27 protein-coding genes are annotated in these 21,011 nt (G+C 48.7%); 18 read left to right on the top strand and 9 right to left on the bottom strand.

Annotated elements, in window-relative coordinates; genetic code table 11:
- Nucleotides 1-2: 2 nt before the first annotated feature.
- The gene (locus Q3C19_RS04350; protein WP_032944431.1) at nt 3-440 is read right to left on the bottom strand and encodes a DUF3408 domain-containing protein; all 438 of its coding nucleotides are present in this window, start codon (nt 438-440) and stop codon (nt 3-5) included.
- Between the two features lie 5 nt (nt 441-445).
- Nucleotides 446-1,201 carry a ParA family protein gene (locus tag Q3C19_RS04345; RefSeq protein ID WP_032944433.1) on the bottom strand — a complete coding sequence of 252 codons (756 nt, stop codon included), beginning with the start codon at nt 1,199-1,201 and terminating at the stop codon, nt 446-448.
- A gap of 635 nt (nt 1,202-1,836) precedes the next feature.
- Between Q3C19_RS04345 and mobA the strand changes: the two genes are divergently transcribed.
- The 18 genes from mobA (at nt 1,837) to Q3C19_RS04255 (ending at nt 16,893) form a co-directional block, all read left to right on the top strand.
- The gene (mobA, locus tag Q3C19_RS04340; RefSeq protein ID WP_017141823.1) at nt 1,837-2,307 is read left to right on the top strand and encodes a conjugal transfer protein MobA; all 471 of its coding nucleotides are present in this window, start codon (nt 1,837-1,839) and stop codon (nt 2,305-2,307) included.
- Nucleotides 2,297-3,550, top strand: coding sequence for a conjugal transfer protein MobB (mobB, locus tag Q3C19_RS04335; protein ID WP_196071952.1), 1,254 nt, complete (start codon nt 2,297-2,299; stop codon nt 3,548-3,550). Before mobA ends, mobB begins: the two co-directional genes overlap by 11 nt.
- A 34-nt stretch (nt 3,551-3,584) precedes the next feature.
- Nucleotides 3,585-5,618, top strand: coding sequence for a conjugal transfer protein MobC (gene mobC / locus Q3C19_RS04330; protein WP_289539863.1), 2,034 nt, complete (start codon nt 3,585-3,587; stop codon nt 5,616-5,618).
- 230 nt (nt 5,619-5,848) lie between these two features.
- Nucleotides 5,849-6,106: a hypothetical protein gene (locus tag Q3C19_RS04325; protein ID WP_055172787.1), complete on the top strand. Its 258-nt coding sequence runs from the start codon at nt 5,849-5,851 to the stop codon at nt 6,104-6,106.
- Nucleotides 6,107-6,116: 10 nt separating this feature from the next.
- The gene (locus Q3C19_RS04320; protein WP_289539860.1) at nt 6,117-6,368 is read left to right on the top strand and encodes a hypothetical protein; all 252 of its coding nucleotides are present in this window, start codon (nt 6,117-6,119) and stop codon (nt 6,366-6,368) included.
- A 12-nt stretch (nt 6,369-6,380) separates the two neighbouring features.
- Nucleotides 6,381-6,869: a hypothetical protein gene (locus tag Q3C19_RS04315; protein ID WP_289539858.1), complete on the top strand. Its 489-nt coding sequence runs from the start codon at nt 6,381-6,383 to the stop codon at nt 6,867-6,869.
- 840 nt (nt 6,870-7,709) lie between these two features.
- Nucleotides 7,710-9,482, top strand: a complete 1,773-nt coding sequence (locus tag Q3C19_RS04310; RefSeq protein WP_289539856.1) for a DUF3945 domain-containing protein — start codon at nt 7,710-7,712, stop codon at nt 9,480-9,482.
- A 45-nt stretch (nt 9,483-9,527) separates the two neighbouring features.
- Nucleotides 9,528-9,791 (top strand): DUF4099 domain-containing protein, encoded by a 264-nt coding sequence (locus Q3C19_RS04305; RefSeq protein ID WP_032944512.1) that lies wholly within the window; start codon nt 9,528-9,530, stop codon nt 9,789-9,791.
- 90 nt (nt 9,792-9,881) lie between these two features.
- Nucleotides 9,882-11,981, top strand: a complete 2,100-nt coding sequence (locus Q3C19_RS04300) for a type IA DNA topoisomerase (protein ID WP_302727464.1) — start codon at nt 9,882-9,884, stop codon at nt 11,979-11,981.
- Complete coding sequence (locus Q3C19_RS04295; RefSeq protein ID WP_155519610.1) at nt 11,978-12,139, top strand: hypothetical protein; 162 nt, start codon at nt 11,978-11,980, stop codon at nt 12,137-12,139. The genes Q3C19_RS04300 and Q3C19_RS04295 overlap by 4 nt, the downstream gene beginning before the upstream one ends.
- Nucleotides 12,140-12,176: 37 nt before the next feature.
- Nucleotides 12,177-12,413, top strand: coding sequence for a hypothetical protein (locus tag Q3C19_RS04290; RefSeq protein WP_289539851.1), 237 nt, complete (start codon nt 12,177-12,179; stop codon nt 12,411-12,413).
- 11 nt (nt 12,414-12,424) lie between these two features.
- On the top strand, nt 12,425-12,712 hold the full coding sequence (locus Q3C19_RS04285; RefSeq protein WP_120178367.1) for a hypothetical protein: 288 nt from the start codon (nt 12,425-12,427) through the stop codon (nt 12,710-12,712).
- Nucleotides 12,713-12,761: 49 nt separating this feature from the next.
- The gene (locus tag Q3C19_RS04280) at nt 12,762-12,977 is read left to right on the top strand and encodes a hypothetical protein (RefSeq protein WP_057252928.1); all 216 of its coding nucleotides are present in this window, start codon (nt 12,762-12,764) and stop codon (nt 12,975-12,977) included.
- A 33-nt stretch (nt 12,978-13,010) separates the two neighbouring features.
- On the top strand, nt 13,011-14,045 hold the full coding sequence (locus Q3C19_RS04275) for a PRTRC system protein E (protein ID WP_204969544.1): 1,035 nt from the start codon (nt 13,011-13,013) through the stop codon (nt 14,043-14,045).
- A gap of 3 nt (nt 14,046-14,048) precedes the next feature.
- Complete coding sequence (locus Q3C19_RS04270) at nt 14,049-14,270, top strand: PRTRC system protein C (RefSeq protein ID WP_032944520.1); 222 nt, start codon at nt 14,049-14,051, stop codon at nt 14,268-14,270.
- Between the two features lie 37 nt (nt 14,271-14,307).
- Nucleotides 14,308-15,390 carry a hypothetical protein gene (locus tag Q3C19_RS04265; protein WP_057281981.1) on the top strand — a complete coding sequence of 361 codons (1,083 nt, stop codon included), beginning with the start codon at nt 14,308-14,310 and terminating at the stop codon, nt 15,388-15,390.
- Between the two features lie 16 nt (nt 15,391-15,406).
- A complete protein-coding gene (locus tag Q3C19_RS04260) occupies nt 15,407-16,108 on the top strand; it encodes a prokaryotic E2 ligase family D protein (protein WP_032944523.1) in 702 nt (233 codons plus the stop codon).
- A complete protein-coding gene (locus Q3C19_RS04255; protein WP_289539845.1) occupies nt 16,105-16,893 on the top strand; it encodes a PRTRC system ThiF family protein in 789 nt (262 codons plus the stop codon). Before Q3C19_RS04260 ends, Q3C19_RS04255 begins: the two co-directional genes overlap by 4 nt.
- A 22-nt stretch (nt 16,894-16,915) precedes the next feature.
- On the opposite strand, the gene Q3C19_RS04250 is transcribed toward Q3C19_RS04255, so the two are convergent.
- From Q3C19_RS04250 to Q3C19_RS04220, 7 genes are all read right to left on the bottom strand, one after another.
- On the bottom strand, nt 16,916-17,254 hold the full coding sequence (locus tag Q3C19_RS04250; RefSeq protein WP_289539844.1) for a WG repeat-containing protein: 339 nt from the start codon (nt 17,252-17,254) through the stop codon (nt 16,916-16,918).
- Nucleotides 17,255-17,295: 41 nt separating this feature from the next.
- The gene (locus Q3C19_RS04245; RefSeq protein WP_289539843.1) at nt 17,296-17,787 is read right to left on the bottom strand and encodes a hypothetical protein; all 492 of its coding nucleotides are present in this window, start codon (nt 17,785-17,787) and stop codon (nt 17,296-17,298) included.
- A gap of 120 nt (nt 17,788-17,907) precedes the next feature.
- A complete protein-coding gene (locus Q3C19_RS04240) occupies nt 17,908-18,741 on the bottom strand; it encodes a hypothetical protein (protein WP_289539841.1) in 834 nt (277 codons plus the stop codon).
- Nucleotides 18,738-19,187, bottom strand: a complete 450-nt coding sequence (locus tag Q3C19_RS04235; RefSeq protein WP_289539839.1) for a hypothetical protein — start codon at nt 19,185-19,187, stop codon at nt 18,738-18,740. The genes Q3C19_RS04240 and Q3C19_RS04235 overlap by 4 nt, the downstream gene beginning before the upstream one ends.
- A gap of 42 nt (nt 19,188-19,229) precedes the next feature.
- Complete coding sequence (locus tag Q3C19_RS04230) at nt 19,230-19,625, bottom strand: hypothetical protein (protein ID WP_289539837.1); 396 nt, start codon at nt 19,623-19,625, stop codon at nt 19,230-19,232.
- A 92-nt stretch (nt 19,626-19,717) separates the two neighbouring features.
- The gene (locus tag Q3C19_RS04225) at nt 19,718-20,230 is read right to left on the bottom strand and encodes a hypothetical protein (protein WP_289539835.1); all 513 of its coding nucleotides are present in this window, start codon (nt 20,228-20,230) and stop codon (nt 19,718-19,720) included.
- A 56-nt stretch (nt 20,231-20,286) separates the two neighbouring features.
- Nucleotides 20,287-20,949: a hypothetical protein gene (locus Q3C19_RS04220; protein WP_139247597.1), complete on the bottom strand. Its 663-nt coding sequence runs from the start codon at nt 20,947-20,949 to the stop codon at nt 20,287-20,289.
- Between the last annotated feature and the right edge of the window lie 62 nt (nt 20,950-21,011).

Below are 21,011 nucleotides of genomic sequence, written 5' to 3'. Positions count from 1 at the left end.
AATTATTTTTTATATAAAGGTTCATTATTGATTTGATTGTAATAGAGACCGTCTATTTCCTCCTTATATTGCTCGAAATGAGCGGTCAGTACATTGTCAATGAATTTCGACATACTGATTTTGGGGGCTACAACCGATAAAAACTTCTGTATAAGCCGATAATTGTCGATACCGATATAAGCCTGCTGCCTTTGCAGAACATTTCCTCCAGAAAGGAACTCTTTGCGGTACGAATCCGTGACGTCCTTTCGTTTTTTGGGTTTGCCTGTACTTTTCTCAACAGTTACAGGTCCCGGATTGTCCGCTTCGCACTCATTCCCATCGGATTCATCAGTGGTTATTATATCATCCACGGATATGTCTTTCCCATAATTGGGTATATCCCCGGCCATAATGCCTCTGATCATCTCTTCGTTCACGGTTACTTGTTTTTTTGCCATAGTATTTATTTTTTGAATTTGACCAATAGTTCTTCCGCCAATTCTGTCAGCCCGCTACCCTTCAACGATTTGGCTGGAGGAGGAAACAAGGTACTACGAAAGAAGTTTCGGGTTGTCAAGGATAGTTCCTTGTTGTAGCGGTTGGTTTCCGGGATGATGGTATCCAATACCGTAAATTCCAATTTTTGCATGATGATATTGTAAGCGTCGAAAACTTCCGTGGAAGCGCGGGCATCTTTACGGGTCCAGAAAAAGAGGAATTCTCGCAAAGGAGTTTCCTTGCTTGTCTTGGCATAGTCCCATACGATAGTTGAGAACGAAAGACTGCTTTGCATTACAATACGGTCAGGAATAATCGGGGTTATCACATAGTCCATGTTCACGATGGTGTTGATTACGCCGGAAGAATTCACTGTGCCGGGCAAGTCCACGATAATCAAATCGTAATTCCCATTATTCATAAGTTTATCAGCGGCATCACGGGCATTTTCCGCTTTTGAGCCGACAATCGTATAGGCTTTCTTCCGGATACGTTCGTACTGGGATTTCAGCAGTTGTTTGAAATAATCACTGTTTTCAACTGTGCGCATGTCCCTTTCCTTCATACGTACCAGGCTGTACTGCGGATAATCACAGTCGATGACAGCTACATTCAGTCCTTTCAGGTAATGATAATACCCGGCAAGCATAATCGTCATGGTCGATTTTCCCACTCCGCCTTTCTGGTTGCAAACGGCAACTAAAACTGTGTCTTTTTTCATTTTTCTTTCTTTTTTTATAGTTAAACATTAATTGGATTCGGTATTCCAGTAAGTAAAGAATGACTGGATATATGCCGTAATACGGTATCTAATCCATTCAGTCCGACGGTCACTACTGCACATCACAAGTCAGTTTGTCAGGCATTCCTTACTGCCTGTGTGCAGTACTCCATTCGTGCATCATTCCAGTCATATATTCTCTCATTCAAACAGTCAGTCAGCAGGTCCTTCAGACACTCTTTACCGCACATATTCTGTCGTTCATGCCGCAAATAAAAAGGAAAATTTTCATACCGGCACTATGTTTCGGGTGAGGTGACGACCCGTGTCATCAAATGACATCTTGTTACATACAATATGTTGTTTTACAGATAGATATACCGACGTAACTTTGCCACCGACAACGGAATGGATGCCGGATGGAGCTATCCCGAAGCTGAAGAATGAGGCTGAAGGTCAAAACTCAATTTGACTTCAGGCAAATTCATGTTCAAGCGAACATAGCAAGTTGTGTTTTGGGCAGCCCGAAATGATTCGGGCATCCCAAAACAAACTTGCCACTCGCCTGAAGGCTCGGGAGGGATTTCCTCCAAAGTCGGAAATCCATGACGTAAAATCAGAAACAGAAAATCTCAATGCGTATGGAAGAAAACAGTAAAAGAAGAACAAGAAGAAGCACGGGCAGAAAACCGAAGACCGACCCGGCAGTATTCCGCTACGGTATCAAACTGACTTCGGAAGAGAACGGAAATTTCGAGCTGCTGTTTGAAAAATCCGGGATGAAACAACGGGCAAGATTCATCAAGGCGATGATTTTCGGACGTGAAATGAAGGTCGTCAGAATCGACAAGGCTGCGATGGACTACTACATCAGACTTACAAATTTCTATCACCAGTTCCAGGCCATCGGCAACAACTACAACCAGACTGTGAAGGCAGTCAAGTCCAATTTCGGCGAGAAACGGGCGTTCGCCCTGCTCCGCAATCTGGAAAAGGCCACCATCGACCTGGTGGTGCTGAGCAAGCGGATCATCATGCTTACCCGGGAGTTCGAGGAGGAATACCTTATAAAAAGAAAGAAGGAGGAACAGCAGAATGGTGGCTAAGATCAACAGGGGTGTATCGCTCTACGGGGCGGTCATCTACAACCAGCGTAAAGTGGATGAGGCAACCGCCCGTATCATCGCGGGCAACCGCATGATTACCGACCTCACCGGAAATCCCCACAATGTCATGCAGCAGACGCTATGGGCTTTCGAGAGCTACCTCGCCGCCAACAGGAACACGGAGAAGCCGGTACTGCATATCTCTCTGAACCCATCGGTGGACGACCGCCTCACGGACGGGCAGTTCGCGGAACTGGCACGCGAGTACATGCAGAAGATGGGCTACGGCGACCAGCCCTACATCGTCTATCTGCACGAGGACATCGACCGCAGGCATGTCCATATTGTCTCCACCTGCGTGAAGGAGAACGGCGAGAAAATCAGTGACGCATACGAATGGAACCGTTCGATGAAAGCCTGCCGGGAACTGGAAAACAGATTCGGACTCAAGCCTGTGGCTGACAAGCGGAACGAACTGCTGGAACCGTATCTCAAGAAGGCGGACTACCGGGACGGGGACGTGAAACGTCAGGTCGGCAATATCCTCAAAAGTGTGTTCACCGCCTACCGCTTCCAGACATTCGGGGAGTTCAGTGCCATGCTCTCATGCTTCAACATCGAGGCCAAACAGGTTCGGGGAGAATTTGAAGGCTCACCCTACAACGGTATCGTATATACCCTGACGGACGATGCGGGCAGGCCGGTATGCACGCCCATCAAGTCTTCGCTCATCGGCAAGCGCTTCGGCTACGAAGGGATAGAAAAAAGGATTGCCGTCAATGTCCGAGATTTCAGAAACCGGAAGTGGCAGCCGAAAATCCATGATGCCGTCACGCTGGCCATGCACGGCTGCCGAGGAAACCGGGAAGATTTCATCCGGCTGCTCGGGGAAAAGGGCATTGACGTGGTGTTCAGGGAAAACGAGGAAGGCCGTATCTACGGCGTGACCTTCATAGACCACAGGAACCGTGAGGTATATAACGGTTCCCGTCTGGGCAAGGAGTTTTCCGCCAACGCCTTCGAACAGCTTTTCAACAGGCCGCAGGAATTTCCGGAGCCGGAATCCACCGGACAATATGCCTCCACACGGGAGAGCCTTTCCGACAACATGGAAAGCGCCATCGAGCAGGCTTTCGGAATATTCAGTCCCGACATCAACGGACCGGACCCGCAGGAGGAGGCACTCGCCCGCAGACTGCAACGCAAGAAAAAGAAGAAACGCCGTTCACGCGGCATATCCTGATTGTCAATTACCAACCATCAAAATTTTTACAGTTATGCAACAAGAAGATGATTTAAGAGGACTGGCCAAGGTCATGGAGTTCATGCGTGCCATTTCCATCGTGTTTATTGTGATCCATGTCTACTGGTTCTGCTACAGCGCATTCGTGGATATGGGCATCAACATCGGAGTCGTGGACAGAATTCTGCTGAACTTCCAGAGGACGGCAGGACTGTTCAGCAACCTACTCGTGACGAAAGTGTTCGCCTTCATATTCCTGGGACTTTCGTGTCTGGGTACGAAAGGTGTCAAGAACCAGAAGATGACGTGGCGGAAAATATACGCCGCCTTCCTCGGCGGCATCGTCCTGTTCTTCATGAACTGGTGGATGCTTGACCTGCCGTTCAGTACGACATTGAATGCTACCGTATATACGCTGACGCTTACCACGGGCTACATTCTCCTGCTTATGTCGGGAATATGGATCAGCCGTATGCTGAAACACAACCTCATGGAAGACGTGTTCAACACCGCCAACGAAAGTTTCATGCAGGAAACAAGGCTTATGGAAAACGAGTATTCCGTCAACCTGCCCACGAAATTTGTCTATCAGGGCAAGGAATGGGACGGCTGGATCAACATCGTGAACCCGTTCAGAGCCTCTATCGTACTTGGAACACCCGGCTCCGGAAAGAGCTATGCCGTGGTGAACAACTACATCAAACAGCAGATTGAGAAATCCTTTGCCATGTATATCTATGACTACAAGTTTCCGGACCTTTCGGAGATAGCCTACAACCATCTGCTCAAGCACAGACAACATTACAAAGTCAAGCCGGAATTCTATGTCATCAATTTCGACGACCCCAGACGCAGCCACCGATGTAATCCAATCAATCCAAGATTCATGGCAGATATCAGCGATGCCTACGAAAGTGCCTATACCATAATGCTCAATTTGAACAAGACCTGGATACAGAAACAGGGTGATTTTTTCGTGGAGTCACCGATTATCCTGCTTGCCGCAATCATCTGGTATTTGCGGATTTACAAGGACGGAAAGTATTGCACGTTCCCTCATGCAATCGAATTTCTTAACAAGCCGTATGCCGATATCTTCACGATTCTTACCTCTTATCCGTCCCTTGAAAACTATCTTTCCCCCTTTATGGACGCATGGCAAGGTGGAGCTCAAGACCAGCTCCAGGGCCAGATAGCAAGTGCGAAAATCCCTCTTTCGCGAATGATCTCGCCACAGCTTTACTGGGTGATGACGGGAGACGATTTCACCCTTGACCTGAACAATCCCGAACACCCAAAAATCCTCTGCGTGGGCAATAATCCGGACAGGCAGAATATCTATTCGGCGGCTCTCGGCCTGTACAATTCGCGCATCGTCAAATTGGTGAACAAGAAAGGACAACTGAAAAGTTCCATCATCATCGACGAGCTTCCGACCATCTATTTCCGTGGTATCGACAACCTGATTGCGACCGCCCGAAGCAACAAGGTGGCCGTCTGTCTCGGCTTCCAGGACTTCTCGCAGCTTGCACGTGACTACGGCGACAAGGAGGCGAAGGTTATCCAGAACACGGTGGGCAATATCTTCAGCGGACAGGTGGTCGGAGAAACGGCAAAATCACTGTCGGAACGGTTCGGCAAGATTCTCCAGCAGCGGCAGTCCATATCCATCAACCGTCAGGACACTTCGACTTCCATCAACACGCAGCTTGATTCCCTGATACCCGCTTCCAAGATAGCCAATCTTTCGCAGGGTACATTCGTTGGCAGCGTGGCAGACAATTTCGGGGAAGAGATAGACCAGAAGATTTTCCATGCCCGCATCATCGTGGACAGCGCAAAGGTATCGGAAGAGATGAAAGCCTACAAGAAAATTCCTGTCATCAACGAGTTCAGGGACGCAGACGGAAACGATATCATGCAACAGCAGATTGACCGAAACTACTCGCAGATAAAGGCGGACGTGTTGCAGATAATAGAAGAAGAGATGGAAAGAATAAAAAATGATCCGGAGCTGAAACACCTTATTCCACAGCAGGACGGAGAAGAAAACAATGACGGGGAATAAAGGAACAACAGAGACCGCTGTTTTATTTCCGCCTGCAAAGGTCGTCCCGTGCCCGCTGGATTGTGCAAGGCCGGGGCCCTCCGTGGTTTGCTGAAAAAATCATCCTCGCACGAGTGCTCCGGTATTTTTTCGCAAAGCCTTGCACTATCCGGCACGGGACAGAAAGGCAGGCAAGAAATAAAATACCGGCTTGACAAGCCGCAGATGTCTAACTCAAAAAAATGAAAGATATGAGCAGAAGCAACTTCACCCCGATGGAAAGATTCCATGAGATTCTAAACGGACACGGATTACAGGCCATGAACGTAGGTATAAATCATATCCGCATCTTTAGGGACGGCCGGAAAATATTCGACTACTATCCGCTGAGGATGAAACTCTTCGATTACCACAACTGGTACCAGCTTACCTATCCATCCTTCGGCAATGGCGACGGGAAATGGGAACAGGAACTTCAGGAGATAATCGGCAGACTTTCCGCCGCATAAACGGTATGCTATGGCAGCGCACATGAAAAAGACGGAATGGGACAACATCCCCGAATGGGCCATATATGCCCTGGAATACGGAACGGAAGAGGACGGCAGTCTGAACGAAAAGGAACGGGCCATGATTGAAAAATTTGTCGGCACACATTTCCCGAAAGGATACACGATGAGCGTTAATTGGGACGCCTGCAACGAGTTTGACCGCTATCCCGCATTTGGAGAGCCTTGCAAGACCTGCAAGGTTCTTTTTGTTTCACCATAAATACACAGAAAAATGAAAAGAATGACACTGAGCGAATATCTCGCTGTCCCCGAAAATTATCGGGGAGTATGGACTACCGAACGATGGGACATTCCCGATTGGGAAAACTTGAGAAAAAAACACATGGGAAAATGTACCCTGATGGTATATGATAGAGGCACGTGCCTGCTTGTCGAGGGTCTGAGTCTTGAAATCGTGGACGACAGTTCCTGGAAAAAGCCGGAAGAAATCAAGAAGGAAATCCGTGAAAAATATCAGGAGTACCGTAATGAAAAGGGACATGAACCACATTTCCTCGAATGCATCATACGCTGGAACGACACCTTGGAGACACTGGAGACAAGAATAGCCCTGGACATGGATTCCGATACGGAAATGGACGATGAAATCTTTTTCTACTGCGATACTCTGGACAGCCTGCTGTCACTCGTTGACAAAAGCGGGGAAGATTTTGTCATAGCCGGATGTTTCGGATTCGGAGTGTATGAAGAACTTTTATGACACAATTCAAGATTTAATCTTTGATTTTTATGAGTATGAATGAGGTCAAGGATTAAATCTTTGTATCAGAAACCAATTATACCTTAATCTAATTCTAATATTCACAATACATGTACATCAATACAAACCGACCGTTTGGACATATTAGATGTCGAATTCAATCGTAAACATCAATGTCCATAATCATTCCAATAATACGGTCATAAGCCACGCTTCACTTGACAAGTCCCTTCCGAGAAGTTAACTCGGAGGGCGAATACCTCCACGTTCAAGCCTCCGGTTTTCGGGACACAAAATTCCCTGCGGTAATTTTCCGCCCGAAAAAACGCTCCGGTATTGCCGTCCGAGTTGAGGAAAGTACCGGGACTTAGCAAGCGAAGCGACCTACGACGCATAGATACAGGTCAAAATAAAAAAGAATCCGACGGGAGAACCATGCTCCCGTATGCCATCCCAATGGATTACGCCATCCGGTTATTCCCGTAAACAGAATTCCGCTTCCTGTCACAAAAGGACACATCAAGGGGGACAAAAGCAGCTCGCTCCCAACTCTGCATAATTACAGTTTTTCCTTTTCTTCTGTGCGGCTGTGCGTACCGCCATGCCCTTGTCTGTCCGGCCTGTTCCAGCCTTTTCCCTTTCCTTTGCCGCCTTTCGTTTTTTCTCCTTTTCCTGCCGTTTTACCCCGTATTTTCACTCCATTTTCTCCGGCCTGCGGTGTAATGTGATGACACAAGATGTAATGTATATCCTAACACATTGCAAATCAATTATTTATCAATTTTTCTCCTATATATTTGCGGTGACAACATGAGTTATCAACACTAAAAATCAAAAATTATGGCAAAGAAAAATGCAAGGGAAGAACCCCCGAAACCGCAGGTCACCGAAAACGAGCAGATGAGTGACATCGTGTTCATCCTCGACAAGATGGAACTGATTCTGGAAGCGGTGTCGCAAATCGGACAGGACGGAAAATTCAACACGGTAGCCGCCGACAGGCAGAACCGGAACTCCTTCCTGAAGATTGACCGCTATGCAGATGCCTTCGAGAACTTCATCAAGAACTTCTGGAGCCAACTGAAAGACCCGACACGCTTCGGAATCCTCTCCGTCAAGGAAGACAGGCTGGACGACCCTGCCGTACAGCAGGCCATCGAGGACATCGCCGCAGGAAAAAAGACAAAAGCCGTGGAGGAATTTCTCAAGCAGTACGAGATTGTTCCGCGCAACAAGGAAAACCAAAGTATCAACCCAAAAAATCAAGAAGAAATGGCAAAGAAAAATGAAACCCAGCAGCAGGCTGCCGCAGCTGACAGCCAGCCGCAGACCCAGTCCTCCCAGTACCGTTACAACGAGTCCATGATCAACTGGGAACAGCTAAAGAATTTCGGAATCTCCCGTGAATACCTCCAGGAACGCGGACTGCTCGAACAGATGCTCAAGGGATACAAGACCAACCAGGTAGTACCCATCAGCATGAACTTCGGTTCGGCCGTACTGAGGACTGACGCACGTCTGTCATTCCAGCAGTCCATGGCGGGCGAAGTGGTGCTCGGCATCCACGGTATCAGGCAGAAACCCGACCTTGACCGACCGTACTTTGGACATATCTTCTCCGACGAGGACAAGAAGAACCTGCTCGAAACGGGCAACATGGGACGTGTCGTGGAGCTGAAAGGACGCAACGGGGAATATATCCCTTCCTTCATCAGTATTGACAAGCTGACCAACGAGGTGGTCGCCATGAAAGCGGAGAATGCCTTCATCCCAAGGGAAATCAAGGGCGTGGAACTGACAGAGCAGGAGCAGAATGACCTGCGTGAAGGCAAGAAGGTCTATGTCGAGGGCATGATTGCCAAGTCCGGCAACGAGTTCAACGCCTTCATCCAGGTGAATGCCGAACGCAGGGGTGTCGAGTTCATTTTCGAGAACGACAAGCTCTTCAACCGCCAGACACTCGGGGGCGTGGAACTGACACAGAAACAGATTGAGGACCTGAACGCCGGAAAAGCCATCTTCGTGGAGGGAATGCAGCGCAAGGACGGCGAGGTGTTCTCCTCCTACGTGAAGCTGGACGAGGCGACAGGCCGCCCGTCCTACACCCGCTATAATCCGGACTCTCCGGAAGGCGCACGCGAAATCTATATCCCCAACGAGATCAACGGAGTGAAAATATCGCTGGAGGAACAGCAGCAGCTCCGTGACGGCAAGGTGATTTTCCTCAATGACATGGTGAACCGCAAGGGAGAGGAATTCTCCTCCTTCATCAAGGCCGATTTGGAAACGGGACGCCTGAGCTACTCCCGTACGCCGGACGGTTTCGAGCAGCGCGAGGATTTCAAGATTCCAACCAAGGTATGGGACGTGGAACTGACCAGACAGCAGCGTGCGGACCTGCAGAGCGGAAAGGCCGTGCTGGTGGAAGGCATAAAGGGATATGACGGGAAGACCATCTCGCAGTACGTCAAGGCGAACTTCAACCAGGGGCGTCTGGACTTCTACAACGAGAATCCTGACCGCAAGCGTGACGCGTCACAGCGAAACGTGGTGGCCAACAGCCAGCGACAGGAACAGGGCAACCGCAAGTCAAAAGGTGCGAGCATTGCCTGACTATAGGTAACGGAAAATGAATGTTAAATAAAAAAAGAAAGAAATATGAAAAAGGAAAACGGAAATGACATGCCTTTCAAGGCTGATGAAGTGAACTGGGACGAACTCTCCGGTATCGGTATCATGAAGGACGAGCTGGAACTCTCCGGCGAAATGGACACCCTCCTCAGGGGAGAGAAAACGAAAGTGATGTCCCTGAGCCTCGTGCTCCTCGGCGTGGACGTGGTGATGGACGCCACGCTCCAGCTGGTCCGCAAGGGCGAGGCACCGCTGCTGGAAATCCAGGGAGTGACACCGCTGGGCAAATAATCTGGAAGCAATTATCAAGTAAACCGATGTCTTACCGCCGTTTCCTGTCTTCCGCATGGAAAACGGGAAACGGCTTAATTTTTATCCAATATGATAGCAATCATCGCAGAAAAGCCGAGTGTAGGCTTGGACATAGCCCGTGTAGTCGGGGCTGATACAAGAAATGACGGCTACTGTTCCGGTAACGGATATATGGTAACCTGGGCACTGGGACACCTCGTGTCACTGGCCATGCCGGACACTTACGGTTATACGAAAACGGCAGCGGAGGACCTGCCGATGCTGCCGAACCCGTTCCGCCTGATCTCCCGACAGATGCGCACGGACAGGGGAATGGTTACGGACATCGCCGCCTCGAAACAGCTGAAAGTCATAGAAAGCGTATTCAACCGCTGTGACAGCATCATCGTGGCTACCGATGCCGGTCGTGAAGGGGAACTTATCTTCCGCTGGATATACGACTTTCTGGGCTGCACGAAACCGTTCAGACGCCTGTGGATTTCCTCGCTTACTGACGAGGCCATACGGAAAGGGCTGGAGGAACTGAAGGACGGCTCGGAATACAACAGCCTGTATGCCGCCGCCGACAGCCGCGCGAAGGCGGACTGGCTGGTGGGCATGAACGCCAGCCGTGCCCTGGCCATCGTCTCCGGCTCGTCCAACAACTCGATCGGACGGGTGCAGACTCCGACGCTCGCCATGATATGCAGCCGCTACAGGGAGAACCGCAGTTTCGTATCCACACCATACTGGCAGCTGCATGTCACCCTCAATGGCGGCACGTCACACCGCCGCTTCTTCCATCCCGCGACCTTTGACGACAGGCAGAAGGCGGAAGCCGCCTACCGCAGTCTCTCTCCCGATTCTTCGGCGACGGTCACGAAGGTGGAGCGCAGGAAAAACCTGCAACAGCCGCCGCTGCTCTACGACCTGACGGCACTTCAGAAGGACTGCAACGTGCACCTCGACCTGCCCGCGGCAAAGACGCTGGACATCGCCCAGTCGCTCTACGAGAAGAAGCTCATTTCCTACCCGAGAACGGGAAGCCGGTATATCCCGCACGACGTGATGGCCTGCGTGCCCGGTCTGCTGGAAAGAATCTTGGCCATGCCCGGATTCGCCACAAGTGCCGGAATCCTTGACTTTGCGCGTCTAAACACCCGTAGCGTGGACGACAGCAAAGTGACGGACCACCATGCCCTCATCACGACCGGCATCGCTCCCGAAGGGCTTTCCGAGGCGGAAGAGGCCATCTATACGCTGATAGCCGGACGTATGCTGGAGGCGTTCTCGCCCTGCTGCGAGAAGGAGCTGATTCTTATGGAATGCCGTCTGGACAACATGGATTTCCGCTCGAACAGCTCCCTTATCGTCAGTCCGGGATGGCGCGGCATCTTCCGCAGGAAAGAGGACAGGCAGGACGACGAACCGGAAACCGACGAGGATACGGCCATATTTGCCGAAGGGGACACGGTCCCTGTTTCAGGATTCGGACTGGCCCAGAAGAAGACCGTGCCCAGACCGCTCTATACCGAAGCCACGCTGCTGGCAGCAATGGAGACCTGCGGCAGGGAGATAGCCGACGAACAGGCACGCGAGGCCGTAAAGGAGCTGGGCATCGGCACGCCCGCCACAAGAGCCGCCATCATCACCACTCTGTTCAAACGTGACTATATCGCCCGCTCCGGCAAGAGCATCGTCCCCACGGAAAAGGGACTCCATATCTACGATGCGGTGAAGGACATGCTCGTGGCGGATGTTTCCCTGACAGGAAGCTGGGAGAAGACCCTGCTCCAGATAGAGCGGCACACACTCGGACCGGACACGTTCATGGCATCCATCACGGACTACACCCGCAAGGCTACCTGTGAAATCCTGAACCTCAGCCTTCCGGCGTCAGCCGCCCGCACGTTCACCTGTCCCAAATGCAAGACCGGACACATCATCGTCAGGGAGAAGAGTGCCCGCTGCGACAATAAAGGGTGCGAACTGACCGTGTACCGCAGGTTCCTGAACAAGGAACTGACGGACCAGCATCTGGAACAACTTTTCTCCTCCGGTTCCACACGCCTTATCAAGGGATTCAAGGGAAAGAAGGGTGTGGCCTTCGACGCTTCGGTCACCTTTGACGCCGGGTTCACCCTGACACTCTCGTTCCCCAAAAACGGGAACGGCAGGAAAAGGAAATGATGAAGCCATCCCGATTCGAGGGGCAAAGGTCGCAGCCCGCCCGTTTCCACCGGCAAGGTCTGGCCTTACGGTTTCTGGGAAAAATCATCCTCGCCCGAGGCTCCGGTATTTTTCCCGAAAACCTTGCCTGTGGAGGCGGACTGCAAGAAAGCCCCTGAAACCGGGAATGGCATTCCCGCCAAACACATGAAGATTATGAAAGCAAAAGAACGTATCAGAAAGATAGCGGACAGCAGATGGGCAAGGACACTCGCGCTGGCCGTAGCAGCAGCCATCATATTCAGCTGGCTCTATTCCCACGGCATATCGCCTGTATGGACCGCCGTGGCCATCATCTGTTTCAGGGGACTCTTCAGGTTCCTCTACCGTATAGCCTGTTTTATCGTGGCACTGGCCATCATTCTGTGCATACTGAGTTTTCTGGTCTTCTGAAATCTGACGATATGGAACATGCACGGAATTTATCATTGCAGCATAAGGGAGCTGTCCGGGAGCGGGCGGCTCTTTTTGTATCCGTCACAACCGGAAATGACACGGGAAGAAAAGGGAAAGGACTAAAAACACAGACATTGGCAAACCGAGAACTACAGGGCAAAGTTGGCAAACGCTTCTTGTCGGACGGCAAGGTCAGGCCGCAAGCGGTTTCGGAAAAAATCATCCTCGCCGGAGGCTCCGGTATTTTTCCCGAAAACCCTGCCTTTCCGGAAGCATTTGCCGTTGGGCCCTTGTAGTTCAACGGGCTGCCAAAGCCCGGGTATTCACAGTTAAAAATTAAAGAGTATGCAACAAGCGATCATCACAAGACAGTCACCAGCTCCGATAGGGATGCCCGTGACAAGAAGACCGAAAGTACACGTCCCGCAACCGGCAATCAAGCTGCCACCAAGGGGAACCACAGGTCCCGTTCACATCTCAAAGCTGCTGAACCCCGTTCTGGAAATTTGCAGACATCCGGACAGGAACAGGCTGCTGGCAGAATTCTTCAGCGAATATTGAAACACATCGTCTAATCATTTAATATCTGAAATTATGTTTTTTACAGCAATCCACCAGATGATGACGGAAAGCGTGGACCTCACGATCGTCATCCGCAAGACAAACGGACAACTGACCGTTTCCACATTGCCCAAATCGAACGGACTCAAGGACGAGGCCCAGAACCACATCGTGCCGCTGACTGTCACGGGCACACCGCAGGAACTTGATACGGGATTCCTGCAGGCAGTCACAAGACCTATACAGAAAACGTGCGGGCTGATCTCCAACATGGCACAGTTCGAGGCTCAGGCGGACAAGGCAGCCGCCAGCAGCAAGGCTGCCAAGGAAGCGAAATCCAAGGAGACGAAGGAAGAACGCGAGAAACGGGAAAAGTACGAGAAACTGATGAAGAAGGCGGAAGAACTGACAGCGGCCAGAAACCACCGGGAAGCCGTCAGCGTGCTTACACAGGCGAAAGCACATGCAAATGCCGCCCAGTTGAAGGAAATCGAGGAGAAGATAAAGGCGGCCGACACGGAAATGAACCGGGGAAGCCTCTTCGACCTGATGGAACAGGAAGCACAGCCGGAATCTTCTGTACAGCAGCAACAGCCACACTCCCAACAGCCGGCATACACGCAGGCACCGGAACAGAGAAATCCGCAACCGCAACGTCCGCAACAGCCGGCACCGCAGCAGGCATACACGCGGAGACCGTCACAACCGATGCCTGGACAGGCACAGCCGGCATCGCAGAGACCACAACAGGCATACACGCAGCATCCGCAACAGCCAGGAATATGGCCGTCGCAACAACAGCCGCCACAACCGCAGGCAAGACCGCAGATACAGCCGCACGCGCAATACGTACAGCGGACAGGCGGACAGCAGCCTTCCCAAACTCAATATCCGCCGCAGCCTGAAATACAGGACTGGCAGGAAGAACGGTTCATGCAGGAGGACGAACAGCAACCGTACCTCTCCGATCAGGAACACCCCGCATACAGTGAGAAGGACTACGAGGAATACATTGATTTCCCGCAGTCCATGCTGGAACCCAAGTATTCACCTTATCAGACAGTTTAAGACATGGCACTCGAAATCAAAGGAATGACACGCTCATTCAAATTCAAGAAAGGAACGGAGTATATAACCCTTCATGACCCGGATCCGAACATCTCGCCGGACATGGTCATGAGCTACTATTCGAACATGTACCCGGAACTGACGACGGCTACCGTTCACGGACCGGTCATCAGGGAGGACATGACAGAATATGAGTTCAAGACAACTATCGGAACAAAAGGATAAAGGATATGGCAAAGGACAACAGAAAAAAGAAGAAATCATGTGTACCATTGGACGGATATCAGGCGGAACAGCTCGCGAGACTTATCATTGCGGAAACAGAAAGGAAGGTGCATTACGGCACGGAAAGAAAGAAACGGATTGCGGCACCCAGCGGTGCCGTAATTCTTTTCTGAACGCTACGTTCTTGCCGATATCCCCATCGGAACTGTTCACGGACGGTACTGACGGGAAGCCGCACAATCTTATCACGCAGGAAAACTATGAGTACCTGCGTGATTCCTTTTTCAGATATGCACTCCTCATGAAGAAGGAGGCGGTACATACACCGGGACGAACGCCCGGCGAAAGCATTGCCAGACTGCACGAAGAGATGTGTAACCTTGTAGGCAATGACATGAATGTCAACATTGAGCAGGACGAAGAAAGACTCCTGTTCCGTCTCTGGAAATGTCATGAATGGGGAGAACTCACGTTGTATTACTTCCCGACGAAGTTCATGGAAAGGCTCGGACCGGAACTGAGACGCATATCCGTCACCTTCATCCACAACCTGATGCAGGCGAACGGGATAAACACCATACTGGACGAGGACGACATGGACTATGCCCTGACACTGATGTCTGAGGATGATTCGGGTGAAACGGCATCTGACCGGAAAAAGAGGCGGCGGCTCCTGCACTCCTATGAGGAAGGCAGGATACATGCCCTGTTACGCCGGGTGGAACGCAAATCCTATTACAAGAATCTGCCGAAGGCAATCGACCGATATAAGCCGAAGGACGGGTACGAACAGTCACTGCTCTCTGTCATGAAGGAGGGTCTGGAGTTCCTTACACCTGAACACGGCATCATGGAATACGGCTACGATCCCTTCTACGAGGAAGAACCGGACTTTCTGCCCATGTATCTCAGCAAGCAGATCCGGGTCATCTATGACTGCACCGACATGATAACGGAATATCTCACCGACTATTACAACTCCTACAGCCAGGAGACATATGACATCATTCCGGTCACCACCTGTGACCTGTCTCCGGAAACGGAGGAACTGTTCCGCATGGACGACTATCCGGAACGTTTCTTCAAATGGGCGGAAAAATTCATCAACATCACAGTATAAACCAATCTGAAAGCATATGATAGACAGCAACGAACTGACCAGAAAAATCAAGACGCCGCTCAACCCCAAGGCGGCACTGATTGCTTATGCCTCGGAGAATGACAGGAACTTTTTCCTTGAAATCCGTGAAATTGACGACCGGGGAAACATGACGGAAGGAAGACCGGTAACCCTGGAATTCATGAACACGCTCGTGAAGGGATACTCGGAAAGACACAGCACCACTCCATACGGGAAGATACCCGACAACTTGTTGTATTGCGACCCGCGCAAGGGCAGCGAGAGATACGTGTGGTACAACCCTCCGCACAAGAGGATGATGTTCTTCAGCCCCGCGCTCAAAATAGAAAACGCGGAATATTACCTGCCGGGAGTGATCTATGAGGCCGGAGAACACGGAATGAGAATCTATGCCTACAAGGAAAATGTTCCCGGACCGGATACCGTACTGTATGCCGCGCCATTCTTCAACGTGACAGGTTCCAGCGTATGTCTGGGAAACGCCAGGATAGATCTGCCGAAGGACCTGACCTATGAGAAGCTGCTGCAGTACTGGGAAAGGAAATTCTGGCTGACGGAATTCTCCCACCTGGGAGGGAACGGGAACCCGACAAAATCAAACCTCGTGCTGGTGACAAAGGCGGCACGGGACAGGGACTTCAACCTCGACGAACTGAAGCAACTGAACAACATGAAACTTAAAGACATACTGAAATGAAAAGAGTACACTACATCGACAACTATCTCATAAACCCACAGCATCCGGTAACGGTAAACCTTATCGGAGCGGGAGGAACAGGCTCGCAGGTGCTTACCTGCCTGGCCAGGCTTGACACGGCACTGAGGGGACTGGGACATCCCGGACTGTTCATAACTGTGTATGATTCCGACATCGTAACGGAGGCCAATATCGGGCGGCAGCTCTTCAGCCCCTCGGACATCGGCCTGAACAAGGCACAGTGTCTTGTCACACGCATGAACAACTTCTTCGGCAACGACTGGAAGGCGGTACCGGACATCTATCCGGCAGCTCTGAAGGACGCCAGACGGGACAATCTGGCCAACATAACGATTACCTGCACGGACAACATAAAGTCCCGTCTCGATCTGTGGAACATACTGAAAGCCGTGCCGGTTTCAGAATACAGAAGCCACGAGACCCCCCTGTACTGGATGGACTTCGGCAACACGCAGGATACGGGACAGGTCATCCTCGGAACCGTACCGAAGAAAATCAAACAACCGGCATCCAAGCTGTACGAAACGGTAGAATCGCTGAAGGTGATCACACGATATGTCAAATACGCGAAAGTAAAGGAGAAAGACTCGGGACCGAGCTGCTCACTGGCGGAGGCCCTGGAAAAGCAGGACCTGTTCATCAACTCCACATTGGCACAGCTCGGCTGCAACATCCTGTGGAAAATGTTCCGCAACGGTATAATCGAGTATCACGGGCTGTACCTGAACCTCTCCACCATGAAAGTGAATCCTATCGGGGTGTGACAATATCATGCCCCGATTACATCTATTCAATCCTGTTTCCGCTATGGTCAATGTAGTACCAGTCATCACTTTCCCAATACCAGTGCTCGCCGCCGGAGCCCGCCACCTCTTTCCGTTCCCCCGAATCGGTGACTTTCGCCTTGCCACCCTCGAATGGATAGCCGAAGGCAAAACGAGGACGGATGACGGTCTTGCCTGTCTCGTCAGCGTAACCGATACGTCCTTTCCGGTCCACTATGCGGTACAGTCCTTCACTTACATAGTCGTCTCCGTTGTCATATTGAAACGCTGCATAATGTCTTACACTGCCGCAACTACACAGCAGCAATACGGCACTCAGATAAATGATAATCTTGTTCATGATGCGGGTTGTTTTTATTTGATAATCTGTTTTTGATAATGTCAAGGCAGCAGGAACTGCATGTTAAAACGGCAGAACAGCCTGTATGCCACATATCCGGCAAGCAGGGTGATACCTGTAAAAATCCAAAATATGGTTCTGCGCCTCTTCTTCTCTGAATTTTCCATCCGGTCAAACTCCGCCTTCAACCTTTCATAGCGGCTTTCCTTGTAGATTCGTCCATTTACCAGAATCAATATGACAAACGGAACAAGGATATAGCCCAATATCCCCTTTGACTTGTGGAGAATATACAGATGCCATGTAGTCTGACTGTCAAGACAGTTGAGTATGACAGCAGTGAACAACACGACATAGACATACTGCATAACTGTAACAGTCGCAAAAGTACGGTGCGGCAGGCCATGTTTGGCCAAACACCATGACCAATAGAAGATATTGTCCCAGAATGAGATTCGGGGAGGTTTGATGAAGGGCTTTTGCTTGTATGCTTCCTTCCTTTCCTGATTATATTTATGCCTTCTTTTCTCCATATTCCATTTAGTAATACCAAACAGATGTATTTCAGAAACATTCCATTCATATAGGACAAAAGTAACGAAATCGGTTGATTGTCATGCAATAATGTGGAAGAAATCAAGATAAATCTGTACTTAGAACCCCGTATCTTCAGTCCATTCCAGACTGTCCACTGGACAAAGTTCAACTTTCTTCATTTCATACCATACCGTCAGTAGTATCCTTATGCTGTCAGACGTATATCCCTTGCCCCATGTGCATTCGGCAAACTTCCGTGTGCCGTCCCTGATTTCATCAATGGTGGCATGGTTCAACAACCTTGCACGGAACCCTCCGTCCATATCCCCCTTTGTTGCCCGTACCTGCATCGCATAGACCGGTTGCCCGTATCGGGTCGTGCGTTCGTCTTGGTCGATCTGACGCTGCAAGGCTTCATTGGGTGCTTCCTGACGGGCTCCTATCTTGAAATGCAGTGAAAGATAATCCCTGTAACTTTGTGGTACTTCGACCTGCTCTTTTTCCGCAGGAACTGTATTCTCCGAGGCCATGGGAAACGCCATGTTCACAACTACCACTATTGCTACGATAACCGCCCAATAGACCGCTAACGCCCGTTTCCAGTAACGGGGACGCTTACGAAGTTCCTGACGGACTTCCTTGCATATCTTCTTATCGTCAAAAAATCCCAGAGGGATGGCGGACAGCAGCACCGCCAGGCCCACCAGACCATAGACGATAATCTTTTGCGGCACGTTTACCAGATGCACATACCCGTCTTGCCCCCTTGCTGCCAGGAATGTGCCGGCCAACAGAACATATTCCGGGATGATGCTCAGGCAATATACTCCGGCAGCTAACGCCTTGTGCTTCCTCTTATTGTTCCATTCCGTGAAATGCGCATAAGGAATTTTATGCAGCATCACCAACATGCGGAAAAATCGGCTGAATATGTTCTTTCCTTCTGTCATTTGAGTATTTCATTTATCCATTTCAGTGCGGTTACTAATAAAACCATTGCGGGAATACCCAGTAAATAGAGAGAGAAAAAGAACAGGTTACGTCGGAAAGGACTGAACTTACAGCCCGCATAATGCTGCATGACCGCTTTCCGCCGGGAAGGCGGGTATATTTTGCCGAACAAGCGGTCTGTCATGATGACAGAAACGGAAAACACGATTACAAGAATGACTCCAAACACCTCGTATGCCAAGTCATGAAGGAAAAGACCGGCTATGGCCAGAAGCGGTATGAATATAAAAAGCACGATACAGGCCCACAGCATATCACTTCCTCTGGGCTGTTTGAAATTGACCTTGTGATAATTCTCCCATGTTATTTCTCCCAACCAGAACAGATAGTCGAAGAAATAATAACGTCGCTTTCGTTCTTGCTCTGTATATCCCTGTTTCCTCATAAGGTTTTCCGTTTATCTTATTTCCTTTCGCAAAATAGCAGGTCATAACCCGTATTTCCCGATATAACAGCAAAATAAGAAAAAAAAGACCACAAAAATCATATATAGAATGGACAAAATACTCCATTTCAGCTTTTGAGGTTCATTTTCAACTTCCTCCTTTATACGCTCAAAGGCCCCGTTTTTACACATGGTACGGTTGCGAAGCCGTTCAATGGTTAACATCCCTAACATATAAAATGCGAAATACAATGGTTCGTATTCTTTTGATAATACTTTATCCACAGATTTATCGATAAGTATTAATATCCCAAAATACAAAAGCACATCAAAGGAGGCCACAAACAACATTGCAGCATAATCTTCTCCGAGTGTTTTACCCAACCCCCATCGACGAAATTTATAAAACTTAATATAAATATACTTCCATACGTTCATTTTACTAGTTTGTATGATGTTTGGTGGATAATCGACCTTTTCTGGGGAGGTTAAGTTGTATATTTTCACACTGATATTCTCTATAATCCCAATTACTCCAAAATATACCCATCATCTATCATCTGTCGTACTCTTTCAGACACATAAACATTATGACTATTGTCAATTTTTACAGCTACAAAATTTCTCTTTATCCAAAGATAAAAGGCATTTTGCCATTTTAAGAATTCATTGCTTTTAGGAACTAATGCTCCATTTACCAAATATTTTGTAATTCCAGATATACTTCCTCCTATGATCTTTTTATTTGCCACATCAATATATGCTCTATCAAAAGTCAATATATCACTAATCATAAAATTAGGCGTAAATATCTTTTCAACAGACACAGCAGATTCTATTTCTTCAATTTCTACTGTATGCTTTTCTTTGTACACAATTACTCTATTCCAATCATTCTCACTGAAGTCACTAATTTGTATGGGTCTCAAATTAAATCCTGCCAATGGCATTGCTGATATAGATATCTGCTTTTCCTTAAAATATTTGTCTAAGATAAAATAATCTTCTTTTATACAGTATAATTTAATCTTCTTCGCATTCATATTTTACTTATAATTATGCAGTTCTAAGAGCTAATGTTTGGCAGCGTTCCGCTTGTTCAGTCGGTTTGCTGTTTGTTAGTTTGAAAATTATTTGATTCTTCGAAATATCGTAATACATTCTTATACCATCTTCCACATTTATCATTTTGATAATAAGATATAGCGAGCTCTTTAGCTTTTTTCTCATTACCAGTGATATAATACATCGTAATTATTATAAGGATAGAATGATATTTATAATTCCACCAAATATAGTCTTTATTATTCTCAAAATCCATAAGTATATCCTGGATTGTTGTTCTTTCATTAAGGAAACTTAATATTTCCTTGAATGGCATATTATCAAGATTAAATACATTTAGAAGATCATCTAATGATAACAAGTCAAACGATACAGCCCCTTTTCCAGAAATAAAACCTGAATTAATATTAAGAACATTTCCAACTTTCTCAAAATCTGTTTTGGCATCTATCAGAACAGAAGCCATCTTTTCAATTTTTGGCGAATTATAGAATAAATGAAAACTTATATAGCCTATGCCATTAGTGAATCGAGGATTAACAGAGGAATTGATAAGAATCGTTTGCTTGAAATCTCCTACTTTACGATGAAAACACATCTTAGATTTGTTCCAGCTGTATCCATATTTAGACAAAGTTGAAATAACCCCTTGTTCTAATACATTTCTTATTGCTATTCGTAATTCTTCTGCTTTCATATTAAAAATCAAACTAATGTTTGGCGGCTAACCTACCTTTTCGGGGAGGTTAAGCCGCTTGT

This window comes from Bacteroides sp. ET489 (assembly GCF_030518095.1).
GTDB classification, from domain to species: Bacteria; Bacteroidota; Bacteroidia; order Bacteroidales; family Bacteroidaceae; genus Bacteroides; species Bacteroides ndongoniae.
This window is presented reverse-complemented; position numbering and strand designations above follow the sequence as displayed.